The organism is Pseudomonas sp. sp1636, from assembly GCF_030376615.1.
Taxonomy (GTDB): Bacteria; Pseudomonadota; Gammaproteobacteria; order Pseudomonadales; family Pseudomonadaceae; genus Aquipseudomonas.
This window is the reverse complement of record NZ_JARRAB010000003.1, coordinates 22,772-36,343: the sequence shown is the minus strand read 5'-3', so window position 1 is coordinate 36,343 and position 13,572 is coordinate 22,772. Positions and strand designations below refer to the sequence as shown.

25 protein-coding genes are annotated in these 13,572 nt (G+C 55.9%); all 25 read right to left on the bottom strand.

The window, feature by feature from the left end:
• Positions 1-293 precede the first annotated feature (293 nt).
• A complete protein-coding gene (locus P8H27_RS03660) occupies positions 294-1,673 on the bottom strand; it encodes a Na+/H+ antiporter NhaC family protein (RefSeq protein WP_289635277.1) in 1,380 nt (459 codons plus the stop codon).
• A 165-nt stretch (positions 1,674-1,838) separates the two neighbouring features.
• Complete coding sequence (rplQ, locus tag P8H27_RS03655) at positions 1,839-2,225, bottom strand: 50S ribosomal protein L17 (RefSeq protein WP_289635275.1); 387 nt, start codon at positions 2,223-2,225, stop codon at positions 1,839-1,841.
• A gap of 42 nt (positions 2,226-2,267) precedes the next feature.
• Positions 2,268-3,269: a DNA-directed RNA polymerase subunit alpha gene (locus P8H27_RS03650; RefSeq protein WP_079204540.1), complete on the bottom strand. Its 1,002-nt coding sequence runs from the start codon at positions 3,267-3,269 to the stop codon at positions 2,268-2,270.
• Between the two features lie 22 nt (positions 3,270-3,291).
• On the bottom strand, positions 3,292-3,912 hold the full coding sequence (rpsD, locus tag P8H27_RS03645) for a 30S ribosomal protein S4 (protein ID WP_090505816.1): 621 nt from the start codon (positions 3,910-3,912) through the stop codon (positions 3,292-3,294).
• A 17-nt stretch (positions 3,913-3,929) separates the two neighbouring features.
• A complete protein-coding gene (gene rpsK, locus P8H27_RS03640) occupies positions 3,930-4,319 on the bottom strand; it encodes a 30S ribosomal protein S11 (RefSeq protein ID WP_013789773.1) in 390 nt (129 codons plus the stop codon).
• A 30-nt stretch (positions 4,320-4,349) separates the two neighbouring features.
• Positions 4,350-4,706, bottom strand: a complete 357-nt coding sequence (rpsM, locus tag P8H27_RS03635) for a 30S ribosomal protein S13 (RefSeq protein ID WP_289635270.1) — start codon at positions 4,704-4,706, stop codon at positions 4,350-4,352.
• Positions 4,707-4,839: 133 nt separating this feature from the next.
• Positions 4,840-4,956, bottom strand: coding sequence for a 50S ribosomal protein L36 (gene rpmJ / locus P8H27_RS03630; protein WP_002555468.1), 117 nt, complete (start codon positions 4,954-4,956; stop codon positions 4,840-4,842).
• Positions 4,957-4,984: 28 nt separating this feature from the next.
• Complete coding sequence (gene secY, locus P8H27_RS03625; RefSeq protein WP_289635268.1) at positions 4,985-6,313, bottom strand: preprotein translocase subunit SecY; 1,329 nt, start codon at positions 6,311-6,313, stop codon at positions 4,985-4,987.
• Entirely contained in the window at positions 6,314-6,748 is a 435-nt protein-coding gene (gene rplO, locus P8H27_RS03620; RefSeq protein ID WP_079204535.1) for a 50S ribosomal protein L15, read from the bottom strand. It lies immediately after the preceding gene.
• A 3-nt stretch (positions 6,749-6,751) separates the two neighbouring features.
• On the bottom strand, positions 6,752-6,931 hold the full coding sequence (rpmD, locus tag P8H27_RS03615) for a 50S ribosomal protein L30 (RefSeq protein ID WP_079204534.1): 180 nt from the start codon (positions 6,929-6,931) through the stop codon (positions 6,752-6,754).
• A gap of 2 nt (positions 6,932-6,933) precedes the next feature.
• Positions 6,934-7,434 (bottom strand): 30S ribosomal protein S5, encoded by a 501-nt coding sequence (rpsE, locus tag P8H27_RS03610; RefSeq protein ID WP_289635264.1) that lies wholly within the window; start codon positions 7,432-7,434, stop codon positions 6,934-6,936.
• A 3-nt stretch (positions 7,435-7,437) separates the two neighbouring features.
• Entirely contained in the window at positions 7,438-7,788 is a 351-nt protein-coding gene (gene rplR, locus P8H27_RS03605) for a 50S ribosomal protein L18 (protein ID WP_289635262.1), read from the bottom strand.
• A 10-nt stretch (positions 7,789-7,798) separates the two neighbouring features.
• A complete protein-coding gene (gene rplF, locus P8H27_RS03600) occupies positions 7,799-8,332 on the bottom strand; it encodes a 50S ribosomal protein L6 (RefSeq protein WP_289635261.1) in 534 nt (177 codons plus the stop codon).
• A 13-nt stretch (positions 8,333-8,345) separates the two neighbouring features.
• Positions 8,346-8,738 carry a 30S ribosomal protein S8 gene (gene rpsH / locus P8H27_RS03595; protein WP_069519903.1) on the bottom strand — a complete coding sequence of 131 codons (393 nt, stop codon included), beginning with the start codon at positions 8,736-8,738 and terminating at the stop codon, positions 8,346-8,348.
• A 181-nt stretch (positions 8,739-8,919) separates the two neighbouring features.
• Positions 8,920-9,225: a 30S ribosomal protein S14 gene (rpsN, locus tag P8H27_RS03590; protein ID WP_289635258.1), complete on the bottom strand. Its 306-nt coding sequence runs from the start codon at positions 9,223-9,225 to the stop codon at positions 8,920-8,922.
• 13 nt (positions 9,226-9,238) lie between these two features.
• Positions 9,239-9,778 (bottom strand): 50S ribosomal protein L5, encoded by a 540-nt coding sequence (gene rplE / locus P8H27_RS03585; RefSeq protein ID WP_090505805.1) that lies wholly within the window; start codon positions 9,776-9,778, stop codon positions 9,239-9,241.
• A gap of 20 nt (positions 9,779-9,798) precedes the next feature.
• The gene (gene rplX / locus P8H27_RS03580) at positions 9,799-10,113 is read right to left on the bottom strand and encodes a 50S ribosomal protein L24 (RefSeq protein ID WP_008374158.1); all 315 of its coding nucleotides are present in this window, start codon (positions 10,111-10,113) and stop codon (positions 9,799-9,801) included.
• A gap of 11 nt (positions 10,114-10,124) precedes the next feature.
• A complete protein-coding gene (gene rplN / locus P8H27_RS03575; protein ID WP_003289207.1) occupies positions 10,125-10,493 on the bottom strand; it encodes a 50S ribosomal protein L14 in 369 nt (122 codons plus the stop codon).
• 22 nt (positions 10,494-10,515) lie between these two features.
• A complete protein-coding gene (rpsQ, locus tag P8H27_RS03570) occupies positions 10,516-10,782 on the bottom strand; it encodes a 30S ribosomal protein S17 (protein WP_025167719.1) in 267 nt (88 codons plus the stop codon).
• Positions 10,783-10,784: 2 nt separating this feature from the next.
• Complete coding sequence (gene rpmC / locus P8H27_RS03565; protein ID WP_002555481.1) at positions 10,785-10,976, bottom strand: 50S ribosomal protein L29; 192 nt, start codon at positions 10,974-10,976, stop codon at positions 10,785-10,787.
• Positions 10,976-11,389: a 50S ribosomal protein L16 gene (gene rplP / locus P8H27_RS03560; RefSeq protein WP_042552939.1), complete on the bottom strand. Its 414-nt coding sequence runs from the start codon at positions 11,387-11,389 to the stop codon at positions 10,976-10,978. The genes rpmC and rplP overlap by 1 nt, the downstream gene beginning before the upstream one ends.
• A 12-nt stretch (positions 11,390-11,401) precedes the next feature.
• Positions 11,402-12,088 carry a 30S ribosomal protein S3 gene (gene rpsC, locus P8H27_RS03555; RefSeq protein ID WP_119952552.1) on the bottom strand — a complete coding sequence of 229 codons (687 nt, stop codon included), beginning with the start codon at positions 12,086-12,088 and terminating at the stop codon, positions 11,402-11,404.
• 13 nt (positions 12,089-12,101) lie between these two features.
• Positions 12,102-12,434, bottom strand: coding sequence for a 50S ribosomal protein L22 (gene rplV, locus P8H27_RS03550; protein WP_079204524.1), 333 nt, complete (start codon positions 12,432-12,434; stop codon positions 12,102-12,104).
• A gap of 11 nt (positions 12,435-12,445) precedes the next feature.
• Complete coding sequence (rpsS, locus tag P8H27_RS03545; RefSeq protein ID WP_010486981.1) at positions 12,446-12,721, bottom strand: 30S ribosomal protein S19; 276 nt, start codon at positions 12,719-12,721, stop codon at positions 12,446-12,448.
• 16 nt (positions 12,722-12,737) lie between these two features.
• A complete protein-coding gene (gene rplB, locus P8H27_RS03540) occupies positions 12,738-13,562 on the bottom strand; it encodes a 50S ribosomal protein L2 (RefSeq protein ID WP_289635246.1) in 825 nt (274 codons plus the stop codon).
• Positions 13,563-13,572: the final 10 nt, after the last annotated feature.

The window sequence follows — 13,572 nt, the reverse complement described above, 5'->3', positions numbered from 1 at the left end:
GGCTCAAGCGGCCCGCCGCCGCAGGCATGGAGCAAGATTAGACGGCACCAGATGATAGAACCAATATATTGCATCAAATAGCACGATAGTTTTTGCATTCAACATAAAGCCAAAAGCCGGACTCCTTGTCCGGCTCCTTCTCAAGGCTATGCTCCCGTCAACGGTTGCAAGCACGCCTAGCAGGCCGTAGAAACGCCTTCAGCCGCGAAGCTCGCGGATAAATCCGCTCCGACACAAGCACCACTCCTCATGCAACACGCAACGGGGACATAGCCTTTATCGATACCGCCTGTTTATGCGATCAGCATAAAACCGACAAACGCCAGACCCGCGGCGATCAAGGTATAGGGCAACTGAGTCAAGGCATGGCTGATCAGGTCGCAACCGGATCCCTGCGCGGCCAGCACGGTGGAATCGCTGTAGAAACAGGCCTGACTGCCGAAGGCCGAAGCCGAGAGCAGAGCGCCTAGGGTCAAGGGAATATCGGCCTGCAGCGCATAAGCCAAGGGCATGACGATAGGAATGGTCACGGCGAAGATGCCCCAGGATGAACCCGTGGCAAAGGCCAGCACGGCCATGGCCAGAAATACCATGGCCGGTAACATCTGCGCGCTCATATAGGGCTTGAGCGACTCCACGACATACTGCGGCAGCATCAGCCGATCGCACACTTCCTTGAAGATAAAGGCGGCGACGACGATACCGATAGCCGGCAACATGGTTTTGAAACCATCGACCATCTGATCGAGCATTTCGGACAAGGGCATCAAGCGCTGCACCAGATAGAAGGGCACAGTGATCAGCAGGGTGGCCAGCATGCCCATCCACACATCGATATCGAAGTAGACAGTGAAGCCGATCAACATCAGCAGCGGTACCAGGAAGTTATGCAGCTTGCCACCTTCCTTGTCGGCAGCATCGAACTCCTCCTCCAGCGACCGCATGGAGTAATTATGCTCGGGGCTGAACTCACCGACATACATGGCGCCGGCCGAACCATGTCGCGCCAGCATCTCTGCTTTGCGCATCGGGCCAATGGCCGGCACCAGCCCCGCGGCAACCAAGAGCACCAGAATGACCGCAAACCAGGCATAGAGCATGTAGGGAATGGCCTGGATATACACGCTAATCCCCTGGCCAGCGGCGGCGATGCCGTTATTTTCCAACAACCCGCCGAAGAATACCGCCCAGGTGGAGAGCGGTACCAGCACGCAAATAGGCGCTGCAGTGGAGTCCACCACATAGGCCAGCATCTCGCGGGAGACCTTGAAGCGATCGGTCACGCGCTTCATGGTTTCGCCCACCGTTAGCGCATTGAGATAGTCATCGACGAAAATCACTACGCCCAGGGCAAAGGTCATCAGCAACGAGGAACGCCGCCCCTTTGCCAGTTTCAACGCGGAACGCCCAAATGCCAGCGCGCCACCGGTGCGCACCAACAAGGCAATCAAGGCACCGAAACTGCCGCACACCAGAATCAACCAGCCGATAGTTTCGTCCTGCATGACCTTCAGGGAGATTTCGGAGAAATTATGCAGCGACTGCCCAGGCGACAGCAGCAACAGACCGCTAGCAGCGCCCAAAATCAGGGCCAGAATAGGTCGACGCAGGAAAATAGCCAGGGTCAATACGACAGCTGGAGGGATCAGACTCAAAGCGCTAGGTTCGGACATGATGGGCAATTGTTCTTATAGGGGCCGCAATCGGCGGGTTCGGGGACAACCGAACCTTACCCGAGCGGACGGACGCACACAATATCAAACAACCCGTTCGTAATATTATTCACCCTGAAAACAAAAAAACCGGGCCAAGGCCCGGTTTTTTCTACAACCTACAACTTACTCGGCAGCTTCTACTGCGCCGCCGACCGGACGGTCAACCAGCTCAACATAAGCCATCGGCGCGTTGTCGCCCGTGCGGAAACCGCACTTGAGGATACGCAGATAACCGCCCTGACGGGTGGCATAACGCTTGCCCAGGTCGTTGAACAGCTTGCCGACGATGACTTTCGAACGGGTACGGTCGAAGGCCAGACGACGGTTGGCAACGCTGTCTACCTTAGCCAGAGTGATCAGCGGCTCAGCAACGCGACGCAGCTCTTTGGCTTTCGGCAGAGTAGTTTTGATCAGCTCATGCTCGAACAGCGACACCGCCATGTTCTGGAACATGGCCTTACGGTGTGCGCTGGTGCGGCTGAGGTGACGGCCACTTTTACGATGACGCATGGTTCAATTCCTTACCAAACTGACGCTTGGTGATGATGACGATCAGGCAGTCGCCTTATCGTCTTTCTTCAGACTTGCCGGCGGCCAATTGTCGAGGCGCATACCGAGGGACAGACCGCGAGAAGCCAGAACATCCTTGATTTCAGTCAGGGATTTCTTGCCCAGGTTCGGCGTTTTCAACAATTCTACTTCGGTGCGCTGAATCAGGTCGCCGATGTAGTAAATGTTCTCTGCCTTGAGGCAGTTGGCCGAACGTACAGTCAGTTCCAGATCGTCGACCGGACGCAACAGGATCGGATCGATCTCGTCTTCCTGCTCGATAACCACAGGCTCACTGTCACCCTTGAGGTCGACGAACGCAGCCAACTGCTGTTGCAGAATGGTTGCGGCACGGCGGATAGCCTCTTCAGGATCCAGAGTACCGTTGGTCTCCAGGTCAATAACCAACTTGTCCAGGTTAGTACGCTGCTCAACACGAGCGTTCTCTACCACGTACGACACACGGCGTACCGGACTGAACGAAGCATCCAGCTGCAAGCGACCAATGCTGCGGCTCTCATCTTCATCGCTCTGACGAGCGTCAGCCGGCTCATAGCCGCGACCACGAGCTACGGTGAGCCTCATGTTCAGCGCGCCAGTGGAAGCCATGTTGGCGATTACGTGGTCGCCATTGACGATTTCGACATCATGATCCAGCTGAATATCGGCAGCGGTAACTACACCCGAGCCCTTCTTCGCCAGAGTCAGCGTCACTTCGTCGCGACCGTGCAACTTGATAGCCAGGCCTTTCAGGTTCAGCAGGATTTCAATGACATCTTCCTGAATACCTTCGATGGCGCTGTACTCATGGAGTACACCGTCAATCTCGGCCTCGACTACTGCACAGCCAGGCATAGAGGACAACAGGATGCGGCGCAGCGCGTTGCCCAAGGTGTGGCCAAAGCCACGCTCGAGAGGCTCGAGCGTGATCTTGGCACGGGTCGGACTGACCACCTGCACATCGATATGGCGGGGGGTCAGGAACTCATTTACCGAAATCTGCATGGATGCACCTATTTTCTAGCCCTTACTTGGAGTAGAGCTCGACAATCAGGCTTTCGTTGATGTCAGCGGACAGATCACTGCGAACCGGTACGGCCTTGAACACGCCGGACTTCTTCTCAATGTCTACTTCTACCCATTCAACGCGGCCACGCTGGGCACACAGTTCAAGAGCCTGAACGATGCGCAGCTGATTCTTCGACTTCTCGCGAACTGCAACGACGTCGCCAGCTTTAACCTGGTAGGACGGCACGTTTACAGTCTTACCGTTTACGCTGATCGCTTTGTGCGAAACCAGCTGACGGGATTCGGCACGAGTAGCGCCGTAGCCCATACGATAAACCACGTTATCCAGACGGCATTCGAGCAGTTGCAGCAGGTTCTCACCAGTAGCGCCTTTCTTGCCGGCTGCTTCTTTGTAATAACCGCTGAATTGACGCTCGAGCACACCGTAGATACGACGAACTTTTTGCTTCTCACGCAGCTGGGTGCCGTAGTCGGACTGACGGCCACGGCGCTGACCGTGGATACCGGGGGCTGCTTCGATGTTGCACTTCGATTCCAGGGCGCGGACGCCGCTTTTCAGGAACAGATCAGTGCCTTCACGACGAGACAGTTTGCATTTGGGACCAATGTAACGAGCCATTTCTCACTGTCTCCTGATTACACGCGACGCTTCTTCGAAGGACGGCATCCGTTGTGCGGGATGGGTGTCACATCGGTGATGCTGGCGATCTTGTAACCGCAGCCGTTCAAAGCACGGACAGCGGACTCACGACCCGGACCGGGACCCTTGACGTTGACGTCGAGGTTCTTCAGGCCGTATTCCAGCGCAGCTTGACCAGCACGCTCAGCAGCCACCTGGGCAGCGAACGGGGTGCTTTTACGCGAGCCGCGGAAACCCGAACCACCCGAGGTAGCCCAGGACAGGGCGTTACCCTGACGGTCAGTAATGGTCACGATTGTGTTGTTGAAAGAAGCGTGGATGTGGGCGATGCCATCAACCACTGTCTTTTTGACTTTCTTACGAGTACGAGCAGCAGGTTTTGCCATGACTAGATTCCTGTCGATGCGCGAATGCGATTACTTGCGGATCGGCTTACGCGGGCCCTTACGGGTACGCGCGTTGGTCTTGGTACGCTGACCGCGAACCGGCAGACCACGACGATGACGCAGGCCGCGATAGCAACCCAGGTCCATCAAGCGCTTGATTTTCATGTTCACTTCACGACGCAGGTCGCCTTCGGTATTCACCTTGGCTACTTCGCCACGCAGCTGCTCGATCAACTCGTCAGAGAGATCTTTGATCTTTACTGCCGGATTAACACCAGCAGCCGCACAGATTTTCTGTGCAGTAGTGCGACCGACACCAAAAATGTAGGTCAGCGAGATAACAGCGTGCTTGTTATCCGGAATGTTTACGCCTGCAATACGGGCCATTCAGTGGAACTCCAATTGACAGCTACCTACGCCCCGGAAGCCAAGAAATAAGGCGCGAGATATTAGCGCTGTAGAAACAAATAATCAACCCGGCAGCGCACTAGCTGCCGGGCTTGTAGCATTTCAATCACACTCAGCCTTGGCGCTGCTTGTGACGCGGTTCCGCGCTGCAAATAACTCGAACGACACCTTCACGACGAATAATCTTGCAGTTACGGCACAGCTTTTTCACCGATGCACGAACTTTCATCACCAACTCCTCGAACCTTATGGGCACTTCAGCGCATCATGCCGCTGCCGTAGCCCTTCAGGTTGGCTTTCTTCATCAGGGATTCGTACTGGTGCGAAACGAGGTGCGATTGTACTTGCGACATAAAGTCCATCACAACCACTACCACGATCAGCAACGAGGTCCCGCCAAGATAGAACGGTACGTTGGCCGCCACCACCAGGAACTGGGGCAGCAGGCATACGGCCGTCATGTACAGAGCACCGAACATGGTTAACCGAGTCAACACGCCATCGATATAGCGCGCCGACTGCTCACCCGGACGGATACCCGGAATAAAGGCACCGGACTTCTTCAGGTTTTCCGCTACATCTTTCGGGTTGAACATCAGCGCCGTATAGAAGAAGCAGAAGAAAACGATCCCTGCACTAAACAGCAAAATGTTCAACGGCTGACCAGGAGCGATAGCCTGTGAAATATCCTGCAGCCAGCCCAAACCTTCGGACTGGCCAAACCAGGCACCCAGCGAGGCCGGGAACAACAGAAGGCTGCTGGCGAAAATAGCCGGGATAACCCCAGCCATATTCACCTTCAACGGCAAGTGGCTGGTCTGCGCGGCAAAGACCTTGCGGCCCTGCTGACGCTTGGCGTAGTGCACCGCAATCCGGCGCTGGCCACGCTCAATGAACACCACGAAACCGATGATCGCTACTGCCAACAAACCGATGGCGATCAAGGCGAAGATATTGATATCGCCCTGACGAGCAGACTCGAAAGACTGCCCGATCGCCGACGGCAGACCGGCTACGATGCCTGCAAAAATCAGCATCGAAATACCGTTGCCAACACCACGCTCGGTGATTTGCTCGCCCAACCACATCATGAACATCGCACCCGCCACAAAGGTGGTGACTGCAACGAAGTGGAAGCCGAAATCGCCCGAAAACGCTACGCCCTGACTCGCCAAACCCACGGACATGCCGATAGCCTGAACGAACGCCAGAAGCAAGGTGCCGTAGCGGGTGTATTGGCTGATCTTGCGACGACCAGCCTCACCTTCCTTCTTCAACTGCTCCAGTTGCGGGCTGACAGCGGTCATGAGCTGCATGATGATCGATGCCGAAATGTACGGCATGATCCCCAGTGCAAAGATACTCATGCGCTCCAGCGCGCCCCCGGAAAACATGTTGAACAAGCTAAGAATGGTCCCCTCATTCTGTCGAAACAGGTCCGCCAACCGGTCCGGGTTTATGCCTGGAACTGGAATGTGTGCGCCAATGCGATAGACGATAATCGCCATAAGCAGAAAGCGCAGACGAGCCCAGAGCTCGGATAACCCGCCATTGCTGAGCGCTGAGAGAGCACCTTGCTTAGCCATTTATTCCTCGAACTTACCGCCAGCTGCTTCGATAGCCGCACGCGCACCTTTGGTGGCAGCGATACCTTTAAGGGTAACCGCTTGAGTAACCGCACCGGACAGCATGACTTTCACACGCCGTACATGTTGGTTAATCAGGTTGGCATCCTTCAGCGCTTGCAGAGTAATAACGCCGCCTTCGACCTTGTTCAGCTCGGAGGTACGCACTTCTGCGCGATCCATAGCCTTCAGGGACACGAAACCGAACTTGGGCAAACGACGGTGCAGAGGCTGCTGGCCGCCTTCAAAACCCGGAGCAATGGTGCCACCGGAGCGGGAGGATTGACCCTTGTGGCCACGGCCACCGGTCTTACCCAAACCACTACCGATACCACGGCCCGGACGGTGCTTCTCGCGACGGGAACCCGGCGCAGGACTCAAATCGTTCAGGTACATGTGTTAACCCTCGACTCGCAGCATGTAGTAAGCCTTGTTGATCATCCCGCGATTCTCGGGAGTATCCAGGACTTCTACGGTGTGACCGATGCGACGCAGACCCAATCCCTTCACACAGAGTTTGTGGTTGGGGATACGGCCGGTCATGCTCTTGATCAGCGTGACTTTTACGGTATTAGCCATGATTAGAGAATCTCCTCGACGCTCTTGCCACGCTTGGCCGCAACGGAATCAGGCGACTGCATAGCTTTCAAACCTTTGAAAGTGGCATGCACCACGTTCACTTGGTTAGTCGAGCCGTAGCACTTGGCCAGAACGTTCTGCACACCAGCCACTTCCAGCACGGCACGCATGGCGCCGCCAGCGATGATACCGGTACCTTCAGAAGCCGGCTGCATGTACACCTTGGAGGCGCCATGGGCAGACTTCATCGCGTATTGCAGCGTGGTGCCGTTCAGATCCACCTGGATCATGTTGCGACGCGCAGCTTCCATCGCTTTTTGGATAGCAGCCGGCACTTCACGGGATTTGCCACGGCCGAAACCGACGCGACCCTTACCATCACCCACTACGGTCAACGCAGTGAAAGTGAAGATACGGCCACCCTTTACGGTTTTGGCTACGCGGTTAACCTGTACCAGCTTCTCGATATAGCCTTCGTCGCGCTTTTGGTCGTTATTTGACATAACTTAGAACTCCAGCCCGCCTTCACGAGCAGCGTCAGCCAGCGCCTGGACGCGGCCGTGGTACTTGAAGCCAGAACGGTCGAATGCAACCTGAGTCACACCAGCGGCTTTCGCACGCTCGGCAACCAGCTGACCAACTTTCTTGGCCGCATCGATGTTGCCAGTGGCACCATCACGCAGTGCTTTGTCCAAGGTCGAGGCGCTGGCCAGGACCTTGCTGCCGTCGGCCGAAATGACCTGGGCATAGATGTGCTGCGAAGAGCGATACACGCAGAGACGCACGGCTTCGAGCTCGTGCATTTTCAGGCGTGCTTTGCGAGCGCGACGCAGTCGAGTAACTTTTTTGTCGGTCATTTGCTATGCCCTACTTCTTCTTGGCTTCTTTACGGCGGACGACTTCGTCTGCGTAACGAACACCTTTGCCCTTATAAGGTTCAGGACGACGGAAGTCACGAATCTCCGCAGCGACCTGACCAACCAGTTGCTTGTCGACACCCTTGATCAGGATCTCGGTCTGGTTCGGGGTTTCAGCAACCACACCTTCCGGCAACTCATAGTCGATCGGATGGGAGAAGCCGAGAGCGAGGTTCAGCACCTGACCTTTGGCTTGCGCCTTGTAACCAACACCGACCAGCTGCAGCTTGCGCTCGAAGCCAGCGCTAACGCCGATTACCATGTTGTTGACCAACGCACGGGTAGTGCCGGCCATGGCGCGAGTCTGCTGGTCGCCATTGCGAGCAGCGAAACGCAGCTCACCGGCTTCATGCAGGACTTCAACGGACGAGTGAACATTCAGTTCGAGAGCGCCCTTGGCACCCTTTACCGACAGCTGCTGACCGGTGAGACTGACCTCAACACCAGCGGGCAGCGTAACGGGGTTCTTAGCAACGCGAGACATGCTTATTCCCCCCTTAGAACACTGTGCAAAGCACTTCGCCGCCGACACCGGCAGCGCGCGCAGCGCGGTCCGTCATCACACCCTTGTTGGTGGAGACGATGGAAACCCCGAGACCGCCACGAACTTTCGGCAGATCATCGACGGATTTGTACTGGCGAAGGCCTGGACGGCTGACGCGCTTCACTTCTTCGATAACCGGACGGCCTTCGAAGTATTTCAGCTCGATGGACAGCTGCGGCTTGACTTCACCGCTGATCTGATAACCCGCAATATAACCTTCGTCTTTCAAAACTTTGGCTACAGCCACCTTCAACGTGGAAGACGGCATGCTTACGACGGACTTTTCAGCCATCTGGGCATTACGGATACGAGTTAGCATGTCCGCTAACGGGTCCTGCATACTCATGGGCTAGACGCTCCTGATACAAAAAGAATTAGCCTTGCGGCTACAGTCGCTGAGAATTCTGGAACAATGCAACCCAGGCTCAGGCGAGCCGAGCATTCTAGAGACTGATCAAAAATGAATCAAGCCCCAAAGGGGCCTGATTCACAGATAAGACAAAGCCGGCGCTAGGCCGGCTTCGTTTTTACCAGCTGGCTTTCACCAGACCCGGTACATCACCACGCATTGCCGCTTCACGCAGCTTGTTACGCGACAGACCGAACTTGCGATAGACGCCGTGCGGACGACCGGTAATCCGGCAGCGATTGCGCAGGCGCGAGGCACTGGCGTCACGCGGCTGCTGCTGCAACGCGACCTGAGCTTCCCAGCGCGCTTCCGGACTGGCGTTCAGATCGACGATGGTAGCTTTCAGCTCGGCACGCTTCTTGGCGTACTTGGCTACCGTTTGCTGACGCTTCAGCTCGCGGTTTTTCATGCTCATTTTAGCCATGGTCCAACTCCAATCAGTTGCGGAACGGGAATTTGAAGGCACGCAGCAAAGCACGACCCTCGTCATCCGTACGCGCAGTGGTCGTCAGGGTAATGTCCAGACCACGCAGGGCATCGATCTTGTCGTAGTCGATTTCCGGGAAGATGATCTGCTCTTTCACGCCCATGCTGTAGTTGCCACGACCATCGAAGGACTTGGCATTCAGGCCGCGGAAGTCACGCACGCGCGGCAGGGAGATAGACAGCAGACGATCGAGGAATTCGTACATGCGATCGCGGCGCAGGGTTACCTTGACGCCAATCGGCCAACCTTCACGCAGCTTGAAACCTGCAATCGATTTACGGGCATGAGTCACTACGACTTTCTGACCGGTGATCTTTTCCAGGTCGGCTACAGCGTGCTCGATGACTTTCTTGTCACCGATTGCCTCGCCCAAACCCATGTTCAGGGTGATCTTGGTGATGCGCGGAACTTCCATCACGTTCGCCAGCTTAAGTTCTTCCTTAAGCTTGGGCGCGATTTCTTTCCGGTAAATCTCTTTTAGTCGTGCCATGGTCTTCTACCTAGCAGTGTTCAAGCATCAACCGCTTTTTGGGTCGACTTGAAGACACGAATTTTTTTACCTTCTTCAACTTTGAAACCAACACGGTCAGCCTTGTTGGTTTCGCCATTGAAAATGGCCACGTTGGAAGCGTGCAGAGGCGCCTCTTTCTCGACGATACCGCCCTGAACGCCCGACATCGGGTTCGGCTTGGTATGGCGCTTCACCAGGTTGATCCCGCCAACGACCAGACGGTCGTCAGCGAGAACCTTGAGCACCTTGCCACGCTTACCTTTGTCTTTACCGGCGATCACGATGATCTCGTCGTCACGACGAATCTTTTGCATGTCGGATCTCCTTAGAGCACTTCAGGGGCGAGCGAGACGATCTTCATGAACTTCTCAGAGCGAAGTTCACGAGTCACTGGCCCAAAAATACGGGTGCCGATCGGCTCTTGCTTGTTGTTCAGCAGAACAGCAGCGTTGCCATCGAAGCGAATGATCGAGCCGTCAGGGCGACGAACGCCATGACGAGTGCGGACTACGACAGCAGTCATCACTTGGCCTTTCTTCACTTTACCGCGCGGAATCGCTTCCTTAACGGTCACCTTGATGATGTCGCCGATGCCAGCGTAGCGGCGATGCGAACCACCCAGCACCTTGATGCACATAACGCGACGAGCACCGCTGTTGTCAGCGACGTCGAGCATGGATTGAGTCTGAATCATATATTTCTCCGACCCTTAGTCCTTAGACTTCCACTGCGCGTTCGAGAACTTCAACCAGCGCCCAAGACTTGGTCTTGGCTACGGGACGGGTTTCACGAATGGAAACCTTGTCGCCGATATGGCACTGATTGCTTTCGTCGTGCGCGTGCAGCTTGGTCGAACGCTTGACATATTTACCGTAGATCGGGTGCTTAACGCGACGCTCGATCAATACGGTGATGGTCTTGTCCATCTTGTCGCTGACGACACGGCCGGTCAGCGTACGGACTGTTTTTTCGGCTTCAGCCATGATCACTTACCTGCCTGCTGATTGAGCACAGTCTTCACACGAGCGATGTCGCGCTTAACTTGCGAGAGCAGGTGAGACTGCCCCAACTGGCCAGTTGCTTTCTGCATACGCAGATTGAACTGGTCGCGCAGCAGGCCGAGCAGTTGCTCGTTCAGCTGCTGTGCTGATTTTTCACGAAGTTCATTCGCCTTCATCACATCACCGTCCGCTTAACAAAAGTGGTGGCGAGCGGCAGCTTTGCAGCAGCCAGGGCGAAAGCCTCACGCGCCAACTCTTCGGAAACGCCTTCGATTTCATACAGGACTTTGCCTGGCTGAATCTGGGCTACCCAATACTCAACGCTACCCTTCCCTTTACCCATCCGCACTTCGAGAGGCTTCTTGGTAACCGGCTTGTCCGGGAACACGCGAATCCAGATTTTCCCGCCACGCTTAACGTGACGAGTCAGAGCACGACGAGCGGACTCGATCTGGCGGGCGGTGAGACGACCGCGGGCAACAGACTTCAGCGCGAACTCGCCGAAGCTGACTTTGCTACCGCGCTGAGCCAAGCCACGGTTGTGGCCGGTCATCTGCTTGCGGAACTTCGTACGCTTTGGTTGCAACATTTGGCGTACCCCTTACTTGGCAGCTTTTTTACGAGGCGCAGGTGCTTGCGGCTTCAGTTCTTCTTGGCGACCACCGATCACTTCGCCTTTGAAGATCCAAACCTTGACACCGATCACACCATAAGTGGTGTGCGCTTCGTACGTGGCATAGTCGATATCGGCACGCAGGGTGTGCAACGGCACACGACCTTCGCGATACCATTCGGTACGGGCAATTTCAGCACCGCCGAGACGACCGCTCACTTGGATTTTGATGCCTTTGGCACCAATGCGCATGGCGTTCTGTACAGCGCGCTTCATGGCGCGACGGAACATCACACGACGCTCCAGCTGCTGAGCTACGCTCTGCGCAACCAGCATACCGTCGAGCTCCGGCTTGCGGATTTCTTCGATATTGATGTGCACGGGCACACCCATTTGCTTGGTCAGGTCCTGACGCAGCTTCTCAACATCTTCACCTTTCTTGCCGATCACGATACCGGGACGGGCGGTGTGGATGGTGATGCGTGCAGTCTGAGCCGGACGATGGATATCGATACGGCTTACGGACGCGCTTTTTAGTTTGTCTTGGAGGTACTCGCGCACCTTCAGATCAGCGAACAAATAGTCCGCATAAGTCCGACCGCTGGCGTACCAGACGGAGGTGTGCTCCTTGACGATTCCCAGGCGAATGCCAATGGGATGTACTTTCTGACCCATCTGATCGACTCCGTTACTTGTCCGCAACCTTGACAGTGATATGGCAAGACCGCTTGACGATGCGATCAGCGCGGCCTTTGGCACGCGGCATGATGCGCTTCAGCGAACGCCCTTCGTTGACGAAAACGGTGCTGACCTTCAAGTCATCAACATCTGCGCCTTCGTTGTGCTCGGCGTTGGCCACAGCCGACTCCAGCACTTTCTTGATGATATCAGCGGCTTTTTTACTGCTAAAAGCCAACAGATTGAGCGCTTCGCCCACCTTCTTCCCGCGGATCTGGTCGGCGACCAAGCGGGCTTTCTGGGCGGAGATTCGAGCGCCCGACAACTTAGCGGCTACTTCCATTTCCTAACCCCTTAACGCTTGGCTTTCTTGTCAGCCACGTGCCCACGATAGGTACGAGTGCCGGCAAATTCGCCCAGTTTGTGGCCGACCATGTCTTCGTTCACCAGAACCGGAACATGTTGACGACCGTTATGCACAGCAATGGTCAGACCGACCATTTGCGGCAGGATCATGGAACGACGCGACCAGGTTTTCACCGGCTTGCGATCGTTCTTTTCCACCGCCACTTCGATCTTCTTCAGTAGGTGAAGATCGATAAAAGGACCTTTTTTCAGAGAACGTGGCACTGTCGTATCCCTCTATTTACTTGCGACGACGGACGATCATGTTATCGGTGCGCTTGTTACCACGAGTCTTCGCGCCCTTAGTCGGGAAGCCCCATGGAGACACCGGATGACGACCACCAGAGGTACGACCTTCACCACCACCGTGTGGGTGGTCAACCGGGTTCATGGCAACACCACGAACGGTTGGGCGAACGCCACGCCAGCGCTTGGCACCGGCTTTACCCAGCGAACGCAGGCTGTGCTCGGAGTTCGAGACTTCGCCCAGGGTCGCACGGCACTCAGCCAGCACTTTACGCATTTCACCGGAACGCAGACGCAGGGTCACGTAGACGCCTTCACGCGCAATCAGCTGAGCCGAAGCACCAGCGGAACGAGCGATCTGAGCACCTTTGCCCGGCTTCAGTTCGACACCGTGAACAGTGCTACCAACTGGGATGTTGCGCAGCTGCAGACTGTTGCCCGGCTTGATCGGAGCCATGATGCCAGCTACCAGCTGATCGCCAGCACTCACGCCCTTAGGGGCGATGATGTAGCGACGCTCGCCGTCTGCATACATCAACAAAGCGATGTGTGCGGTACGGTTCGGATCGTATTCGATACGCTCGACAGTGGCGGGAATGCCATCTTTGTCGTTGCGACGGAAGTCGACCAGACGGTAATGCTGCTTGTGGCCACCACCGATATGACGGGTGGTGATCCGACCATTGTTGTTACGACCGCCTGACTTCGACTTCTTCTCGAGCAGCGGAGCGTAGGGAGCGCCTTTGTGCAGCTCCTTGTTGACCACCTTGACCACAAAACGGCGGCCAGCGGAAGTCGGTTTGCATTTAACGATTGCCATGATGCACCCC

Coding starts and splice junctions, on each gene's coding strand:
- rplO (WP_079204535.1), bottom strand. CDS start 6,748: ATGTACCTGAACGATTTGAGTCCTGCGCCGGGTTCCCGTCGCGAGAAG.
- rplR (WP_289635262.1), bottom strand. CDS start 7,788: ATGACCGACAAAAAAGTTACTCGACTGCGTCGCGCTCGCAAAGCACGC.
- rpsN (WP_289635258.1), bottom strand. CDS start 9,225: ATGGCTAAAATGAGCATGAAAAACCGCGAGCTGAAGCGTCAGCAAACG.
- P8H27_RS03660 (WP_289635277.1), bottom strand. CDS start 1,673: ATGTCCGAACCTAGCGCTTTGAGTCTGATCCCTCCAGCTGTCGTATTG.
- rplB (WP_289635246.1), bottom strand. CDS start 13,562: ATGGCAATCGTTAAATGCAAACCGACTTCCGCTGGCCGCCGTTTTGTG.
- P8H27_RS03650 (WP_079204540.1), bottom strand. CDS start 3,269: ATGCAGATTTCGGTAAATGAGTTCCTGACCCCCCGCCATATCGATGTG.
- rplN (WP_003289207.1), bottom strand. CDS start 10,493: ATGATTCAGACTCAATCCATGCTCGACGTCGCTGACAACAGCGGTGCT.
- rplQ (WP_289635275.1), bottom strand. CDS start 2,225: ATGCGTCATCGTAAAAGTGGCCGTCACCTCAGCCGCACCAGCGCACAC.
- rpsE (WP_289635264.1), bottom strand. CDS start 7,434: ATGTCAAATAACGACCAAAAGCGCGACGAAGGCTATATCGAGAAGCTG.
- rpsK (WP_013789773.1), bottom strand. CDS start 4,319: ATGGCAAAACCTGCTGCTCGTACTCGTAAGAAAGTCAAAAAGACAGTG.
- rpmJ (WP_002555468.1), bottom strand. CDS start 4,956: ATGAAAGTTCGTGCATCGGTGAAAAAGCTGTGCCGTAACTGCAAGATT.
- rplV (WP_079204524.1), bottom strand. CDS start 12,434: ATGGAAGTAGCCGCTAAGTTGTCGGGCGCTCGAATCTCCGCCCAGAAA.
- rplF (WP_289635261.1), bottom strand. CDS start 8,332: ATGTCTCGCGTTGCTAAGAACCCCGTTACGCTGCCCGCTGGTGTTGAG.
- rplP (WP_042552939.1), bottom strand. CDS start 11,389: ATGTTGCAACCAAAGCGTACGAAGTTCCGCAAGCAGATGACCGGCCAC.
- rpsC (WP_119952552.1), bottom strand. CDS start 12,088: ATGGGTCAGAAAGTACATCCCATTGGCATTCGCCTGGGAATCGTCAAG.
- secY (WP_289635268.1), bottom strand. CDS start 6,313: ATGGCTAAGCAAGGTGCTCTCTCAGCGCTCAGCAATGGCGGGTTATCC.
- rpsQ (WP_025167719.1), bottom strand. CDS start 10,782: ATGGCTGAAGCCGAAAAAACAGTCCGTACGCTGACCGGCCGTGTCGTC.
- rpsH (WP_069519903.1), bottom strand. CDS start 8,738: ATGAGTATGCAGGACCCGTTAGCGGACATGCTAACTCGTATCCGTAAT.
- rpmD (WP_079204534.1), bottom strand. CDS start 6,931: ATGGCTAATACCGTAAAAGTCACGCTGATCAAGAGCATGACCGGCCGT.
- rpmC (WP_002555481.1), bottom strand. CDS start 10,976: ATGAAGGCGAATGAACTTCGTGAAAAATCAGCACAGCAGCTGAACGAG.
- rpsM (WP_289635270.1), bottom strand. CDS start 4,706: ATGGCCCGTATTGCAGGCGTAAACATTCCGGATAACAAGCACGCTGTT.
- rplX (WP_008374158.1), bottom strand. CDS start 10,113: ATGCAAAAGATTCGTCGTGACGACGAGATCATCGTGATCGCCGGTAAA.
- rpsD (WP_090505816.1), bottom strand. CDS start 3,912: ATGGCTCGTTACATTGGTCCCAAATGCAAACTGTCTCGTCGTGAAGGC.
- rplE (WP_090505805.1), bottom strand. CDS start 9,778: ATGGCACGACTAAAAGAGATTTACCGGAAAGAAATCGCGCCCAAGCTT.